Origin of the sequence: Rhodoplanes tepidamans (genome assembly GCF_030813915.1) — a bacterium.
GTDB classification, from domain to species: Bacteria; Pseudomonadota; Alphaproteobacteria; order Rhizobiales; family Xanthobacteraceae; genus Rhodoplanes; species Rhodoplanes tepidamans.
The window spans coordinates 398,334-405,633 of sequence record NZ_JAUSUJ010000002.1 but is presented as its reverse complement, the minus strand read 5'-3'; the positions used below and the strand labels follow the sequence as shown (position 1 = coordinate 405,633).

Genomic DNA, 7,300 nt, shown 5'->3' with positions numbered 1-7,300 from the left:
TGCCTGCCGGCCTCCCTCTCCGGCAGACAGCTTGAATCACCTCCGCGCCGATTTGGGAATCCCTCGCGATTCACTCAGGTCGGGAACCGCTCTAGGCGGCCTCTCCGCCCGGCGTGGTGCTCCGCGGCGTCCGCAGCACGTAGACGGCGGCGGCGAGCGCCACCGCCAGCACGGCTGCAGGCGCGGCCCGCCACAACCGCGCTCCTGAATGTCCGCCCCGCGATACCGCGCACGCCGACGAGATGACTTCCCCCGAACCGCCGTGCTGAACTGCGGCGCCGATTCCCGAGGAGATGCGACCATGGCCCGCGCCAACCCGTTCGTTCGCCCGCGGCCCCGGTCGCTCGCCCGCGCCGCGGCGATCGGCCTGCTCGTGCTCGCCGTGCTGGCGGCGGCCCCGGTCGCGGCCCAGATCGATCCCGGCAAGCTCGCCGCCGCCCAGGCCGCGACGCTGCGCTTCCTCACCCTCGCCCGCGGCTCGGAGACCACCGGCCGGATGCCGCGCGAGAGCGACCCGACGGTGCGCCAGCTCCTCGACACGGTGTTCGACACCCGCGACGTCAGGGGGCCGATCTCGTTCCAGGAGCTCGCGCCGCTCAGCCAGCGCATGGTGACGGGCGCCCGGATCGGCACCGCCTACATGCTGGCCGGCACCGGGGCGCCCGACCTGCCGGCGCTCGCCAAGGACCCGCAGGCCGACGCCAAGGTCAACCGCAACGTCGTGCGCTTCGCCCCCGAGATGGGCCGCTTCCTCGATTTCGAGCTGCGGATCCAGGGCGCCATCGTCGAGGCCGTGCTGGTCCAGCTCGCCGGCATGCGGGCCGAGGAGGCGGCGCGGCCGAACGTCCAGGCCGGCATCGCCAGCATCCGCCAGGGCAGCCTGCGCACCGTGGCGAGCGTCATCGAGACGCTGGCGGTCGACGGCCTCTCCGACGACTGGCGGCGCGCCCGCCTGCCGGCGCTCGCCGCCATCGCGCCGCGCCTCGCCCGCTTCCTCGAGCCGGCGCAGCGCGCCGAGCTGGGCAGGCTCGCCGCGGCCTGCGCCGACGCCATGACGGATCCCGGCCTCAAGCGCAGCCTCGCCGCCTTCGGCCGCACCGTCGACGGCACCTGACGCGGCAGCGGACGGGGGTGCCCGGCGACGGCACCGCCGGCCCGCGAAAGGTTTCGGCCCGGTGGCCGAACGTTTCTGCACCTTAGAGACAATGTAACGGCCGGCGCGTGGGAGTCCGTCCCGTCCCGTATTAAGCTCCGGGCTAGGTGTAGAGTGGGAGCGGACCGACCGACGGTGGTCCGCCCGCCCGGGAGCCGGAGCCATGCGGGGCCGAACCATCGACGTCGCCGGTCTGTACGCGTCCGAGAACGGGCGGCTGAAGCGGCTCGTGCGGCGGCTGGTCGGCAACGGCGCGACCGCCGAGGACCTGGTCCACCAGGCCTTCGTCAAGCTGATGGCGACGGCCGACTGCGGTGATCTCGCCAACTGCCCGGCCTACCTCGCCTGCACGGCCCGCAACCTCGCCCTCAACCACCTGCGCGACACGGCACGGCGCGCCGAGATCGCCCTCGGCGAGACCGATCTCGACGCGCTCCCGGATCTGGCTCCCTCGCCCGAGGCGGCCGCCATCGTGCGCTGCGAGCTGCGCCGCGTGCTGCAGGCCGTCGCGGCGCTGCCGCCGCGCCGGCGCGAGGCGTTCGTGCTCAACAAGTTCGAGGGCCTGAGCTACGACGAGATCGCCCGCCGCCAGGGCGTCTCCCGCAACACCGTGATCTCCCAGATCGTCGCCGCGCTCGCCGAGCTCGACCGCCGCCTGCAGCAGAGCGGCTGAGGCCGTTTCCGACTCGTTCTCCGACCCGCCCCGGATGCTCCCGCTCGTTCTCCTGGGCAGCCGGCTTCGCCGCATCATAGTGAAAAATCGACATTTCCGGGCGATAATCAAATATGATGCTGAAGGATATGGAGCGCCATATTGATAAATGGACAGAAACGAGCGATTTTTAGATATGGAACAAGCGCTCCCGAGAACGCTGCCGAACTACCTGCTGGAGCTCCAGTCGGAGGGGCGGACATCGTTCACGCGCGCGGAGGCGGTCGGACGTCCGGCCTCGGCGAGCTTCCTTCCTCAAGCCGCCGCCGTGGCTTCGCTAAACCATTTCGGATATGATTAGCCTGCTCATCACGGACTTGGGCCGACCACAGATCTCTTCGCAAAGAACACCCGCACGCCGTCATCGATCATGCAGCCGCGAATACGCCGTCGGCGCCCGTACACACCAAACTGATCGAAGGCTCCCGCCCCTCATCAAACCTGACACAGTCGGATGGCAACAGCTGAGCGGGCAATCCGGTAGCGATCATGGATAAGTATGAATATAGAAAACAGAATGAGCTGCGAGATGCAAAGCGCAGAAAAAAGCTCGCCGATCATGCCATAAATAACCGGACGTGGTGGCAATGGAGACCAGCTCGGCGGAATAGTCCGAGCAACCGACCTTCTGGGCTTATGACCATATTTAACTGCCTACTCGTCTTGGTTGGAGCTTTTCAGTCTTTTATCATTTATGGCCAACTCTCCGCGACGAAAGATGATCAACGCGCATGGCTTGGTTTGGAGGATATCAAACTCGTCGAACCGATTACATTTACGTTCTCTGACGACAAGGCAACTGCCCATACCCGATTTGAATACGCTGTAAGGAACGCAGGGAAATCAATTGCTAAGGATTTCGTTTTGACCTGGGAAGCCAAAGCCAGAGGCGACGGAGAAAGCCATCTCGATTGGCATGAGCACCAGCACAAACCCTGCAATCAAGATAGAGGGGATGGTCACCATTATATCATTCTACCTGGATCGACACTGACCCAATCCGATTGGATAGAAATCGATCTTGTCAGAGGAAAAAGCGACCTCGCAACACTGAAATCGTTTTCCGCCGACATCGTCGGGTGCATAAATTACAGGACGACCGTCGACAGTGAATTGCACCAATCCGGTTTCATTTTCACGATCGGAGGACAAGGATGGCCCAGCGCCAATGCGAGCATTTTTCCTTCCATTGAGATTGGAGATGGCAAGCCAATTCCCATCGACAAATGGCGGAGATCACACGTCTTCACGGCTGGGCGCGCAAACTGATGGTTTGTCGGTCGCACAGTCGAGAACCACGGTACAATAGGTAAAAAAGGTAGCGCCTGTCGGTAGAAGAAACCTTTTTATGACATGCTCAGCTTGATAAGTCAGACATAGTCGTCCCCGCCCCCGCCTCTAGACAGGCTCGGAATTTGAGACCTAGAAGACGGGGCCCGTCGCGCCGCGGTGGCCCGGGCCCGGACAGCGACGCGCGATCGACCCGCGATGGACCAGAAGGCGACGGACCCGGCCGTCCGGGAGGCGCTCGAATGGCTGGTGCGCCTGCGCGACGACCAGGCGGGCGAGGCCGACCGCGAGGCGTTCCGCGCCTGGGTCGAGCGTGACCCGGCCAATGCTGCCGCCTGGGCGCATGCGCAGGCACTGTGGACGCGGTTCGACATCGCCCGGCCGGAGATCGACCGGCTGCGCCGCTCCCGCAAGCTGACCAGCCGGCGCAACCTGCTGCTCGCCGGCTTCGCCACTTTGGCCGGCGCCGGCGGGCTCGGCCTGCTCGGCCGGCCCGACCTGCTCGCCGACGTCACCACCGCCGTCGGCGAGCGCCGCAGCCTGACGCTCGCCGACGGCAGCGCGGTCGAGCTCGGCACCTGGTCGGCCCTGTCGGTCGACTTCACGGCGACGGCGCGGCGCGTCGCGCTGTTCCGCGGCGAGGCGTTCTTCGACGTGGCGGCGGACCCGGCGCGGCCGTTCAGCGTCACGGCCGGACCCGGCACCACCCAGGCGCTCGGCACCCGCTTCGACGTCAAGCTGCTCGACGGCGTCGTCACGGTGGCGGTCGACGCCCACGCGGTCACGGTGCGGACCGGCGCGGCGCCGGCCGTCGAGGTCGGGCGCGGCTTCCAGGTCAGCTACGGCGAGGAGGGCCGCGGCCCCGTGGTGCCGGCCGATCTCGCCGCCGTCGCCGCGTGGCGGACCGACCGCATCGTGGTCCAGGACGTGCCGCTGCGGCGCGTGCTGGCCGAGCTCGAGCGCTACCGCCGCGGCCGCATCGTGCTGACCACGAGCCGCATCGGCGCCATCCCGGTGACGGCGATCTTCGACACCCGCGAGCCCGAGGCGGCGTTGCGGACCATCGCCGACACGCTGCCGGTGCGGCTCGTGCACGCCGGCCCGTTCGCCACCTTCGTCACACCGGCGTGGTGACCGTCACACCGGCCTGGTGACCGTCGCGCCGATCCGGTGACCCCCGCTCCAGTCTGGTGACGTTCCAAGCTTCGTCCGATTCTCGAGTCCGCCGATCATCTGCCGCCGCCGCCCGGGTGTCTCCTCCACGAGGGGGCCCGCCGGGCCGCCGTCCGGACCCCGGTCCGGGCGGCCGCCCGCTGCGAGAGCGAGGGGTGGGGCGATGCACGACAGAACAAGAACGGACGCGCGCCGCGGCGCCGGTCTCCTGCCGCGATCCCGGCCGCACCGGCCGGCGGTCGCCCTGATGGTGACGACGGCGCTGGTCGCCGCGGCGAGCCTGCCGGCGGCCGACCGCGCCCGGGCCCAGGCAACGCCCGGCACCGGAGCAGCGCCCGGCGCGGCCACGACCGTGTTCGACATCCCGCCGCAGCCGCTGGCGCAGGCGCTGATGCAGTTCTCGCGGCAGACCGGCGTGCAGCTGTTCTACGGCGCCAACCTGGTCCGCGGGCTCGACTCGCCGGGCGTCACCGGCGCGTTCGGCCGCCGCGAGGCGCTGGCCCGCCTGCTCGCCGGCACCGGGCTCGCCCACCATTTCACCAACGCCACCACCGTGACGCTCGCCCGGCCCGGCGTCACCGACGCCTACGCCCAGGCCGACGGCATCCCGCTCGATCCGATCCACGTGACGGCGCCGACCGCCGGCGCCAGCTCGGGCGCCGGCTTCCAGGGCACGCCCGACTGGGTCTACGACGCTCCGGCCAGCATCAGCGTGATCTCGCGCGAGGCGATCCAGAACAATCCGACCCGCAGCGCCCGCGACCTGTTCGCGAGCATGCCCGGCGTCTTCACCTCGGGCGACAACAACCAGAACGCCGGCATCAACGTGAACATCCGCGGCCTGCAGGACCAGGGCCGGGTCGCCACCATGATCGACGGGGCGCGCCAGGATTTCCAGCGCAGCGGCCACGGCTCGTCGGGCCTGACCTATGTCGACCCTCTGTTGCTGCGCGAGATCGACGTCGAGAAGAGCGGCAATCCGGGTGTCGGCGGCGTCGCCAGCCTCGCCGGCACGGTGAACTTCCGCACCATCCGGGCCGACGACATCATCAAGCCGGGCCGCCGGTTCGGCGTCGAGATCGACGCCACCACCGGCACCAACGCGTTCGACTTCGCCGGCATGGCGGCCGGCGCGGTGCGCGTCTCCGACAACTTCTCGTTCCTCGCCGCCGCCAGCCACAAGAAGATCGGCGAATACGCCATCGGCCAGAACGGCGATCTCGGCCGGAATGCCGCAACCTGGGCGCTTCTGGGCGTCGACCGCCCCGAGTTCATGGGCTCGCGCGCGACCTCCACCCTGCTCAAGACCGAGATGAAGCCGGCCGAGGACGTGAGCCTCGACCTGAGCTGGCTCAGCTACAAGACCAAGTTCACCTACGGCAGCGACAGCATCAACAATCAGGAGGAGATCCACAACAACACGGTGACGAGCGCGCTCGGCTGGGACCCGGCGACCCCGCTGATCGACGCCAAGGCGCGCTTCTGGTTCAACCACACCATCAACGACGAGTATCGGCCCGAGCGGGTCGCCGACATCGCACCCGAGGCCTTCACGGGCTACCGGATGAAGACCTTCGGCGGCAGCCTCGACAACACCAGCACGCTCGCGCTGCCGGCCGGCGCACTCTCGCTCAACTACGGCCTCGAAGCGTTCCGCAACATCGGCAGCACCACGGCCGAGGGACAGGGCATCGACGACGATCCCAACATGGCCCTGTGGTACTCGGGCGCCAATCCGGGCGGCAAGCGCGACATCTGGAGCGGCTTCGGCAACGCCAAGTTCGAGCGCGACTGGCTGACCGTGTCGGGCGGCATGCGCTACCAGGAGTACAAGCTGACCGGCACGTCGAGGATCTTTCTCCAGCCCTACACGGAGACGATCACGCGCGAGGTCGAACGGCAGACCTGCCGCGCGATCCCGGCCAACATCCTGGCGCTGCGGACGACCAATCCGACGGCGTATCAAACATGGTATGACCGCAACGTCTCCAATGGATACACGTTTTATCCCGACGATACCTACTGCTCGGCGCCGTTCATCGACATCGTGACCGAGCAGGTCACCCGCTATCCCACCCAGGACGTCGACGTCGACCTCTCCGGCCATGCCTGGACACCCACCGCCGTGGTCGCGGTCGAGCCGGTGAAGGGCATCCAGCTGTTCACCAAGTACTCGGAGGGCTTCCGGCCGCCCACCATCATGGAGGCGATGCTCGGCGGCGCCCATATCGGATCCTACGGGCCGGGCTTCGCGCCCAATCCGTCGCTGAAGCCCGAGGAATCGAAGACCTGGGAGATCGGCCTGAACGTCTTGAGGAACGGGATATTCACCGGCACCGACACGTTCCGGGCCAAGGCCGTCGGCTTCCGCCGCGACGTCGAGAACTACATCGCCCAAGGCGCCATCGACCTCGTCGCCGGCAACGACACCCTGGAGTACACCGCCTACGTCAATCTCGACGGCACGACCAAGATGAAGGGCTTGGAGCTCGAGGCCAACTACGACCTCGGCCACGCCTATCTCGGCGTGTCGTACACGCGGCTGCTGACCGACTGGGCCAAGACCTACACGTACAACGGCCAGACCTACGACACCGAGCAGTACGTCATCTTCGTCCCGCCGAAGACCAAATACACGATCGACGCCGGTGTCCGCCTGCTCGACCGCCGGCTGACGATCGGCGGCCGCGTGACTCACGTCGGCGTCGCCGAGGACAATCTCGGCTACATCGACAGCCTCGTCAGCGTCTATCAGACCGAGAGCTACACGGTCTACGACCTCTACGGCTCGCTCGCCATCACCGACGAGGCGAAGCTCCGCTTCGCCGTCAACAACCTGACCGACCTCGCCTACGTGCCGGCCCTCGGGACCGCCTCTCTACCGGCGCCCGGCCGCACCGCGACGGTGTCGCTCAATTTCAAGTTCTGACCGACACCCGCGGACGCCGCGGGACCGGGGTCCGGCACGAGCC

General features: G+C 67.8%; 5 protein-coding genes. All 5 read left to right on the top strand.

Features of this window, described 5'->3' with window-relative positions; genetic code table 11:
* The first annotated feature begins 301 nt into the window (after nucleotides 1–301).
* Nucleotides 302–1,114 (top strand): hypothetical protein, encoded by an 813-nt coding sequence (locus J2S22_RS04495; protein ID WP_272778859.1) that lies wholly within the window; start codon nucleotides 302–304, stop codon nucleotides 1,112–1,114.
* 202 nt (nucleotides 1,115–1,316) lie between these two features.
* Nucleotides 1,317–1,826 carry an RNA polymerase sigma factor gene (locus tag J2S22_RS04490; protein ID WP_272778860.1) on the top strand — a complete coding sequence of 170 codons (510 nt, stop codon included), beginning with the start codon at nucleotides 1,317–1,319 and terminating at the stop codon, nucleotides 1,824–1,826.
* 675 nt (nucleotides 1,827–2,501) lie between these two features.
* Nucleotides 2,502–3,134 carry a hypothetical protein gene (locus J2S22_RS04485; RefSeq protein WP_272778861.1) on the top strand — a complete coding sequence of 211 codons (633 nt, stop codon included), beginning with the start codon at nucleotides 2,502–2,504 and terminating at the stop codon, nucleotides 3,132–3,134.
* Nucleotides 3,135–3,353: 219 nt separating this feature from the next.
* A complete protein-coding gene (locus J2S22_RS04480) occupies nucleotides 3,354–4,289 on the top strand; it encodes a FecR family protein (protein ID WP_272778862.1) in 936 nt (311 codons plus the stop codon).
* A 202-nt stretch (nucleotides 4,290–4,491) separates the two neighbouring features.
* Nucleotides 4,492–7,257: a TonB-dependent receptor gene (locus tag J2S22_RS04475; protein ID WP_272778863.1), complete on the top strand. Its 2,766-nt coding sequence runs from the start codon at nucleotides 4,492–4,494 to the stop codon at nucleotides 7,255–7,257.
* Nucleotides 7,258–7,300: the final 43 nt, after the last annotated feature.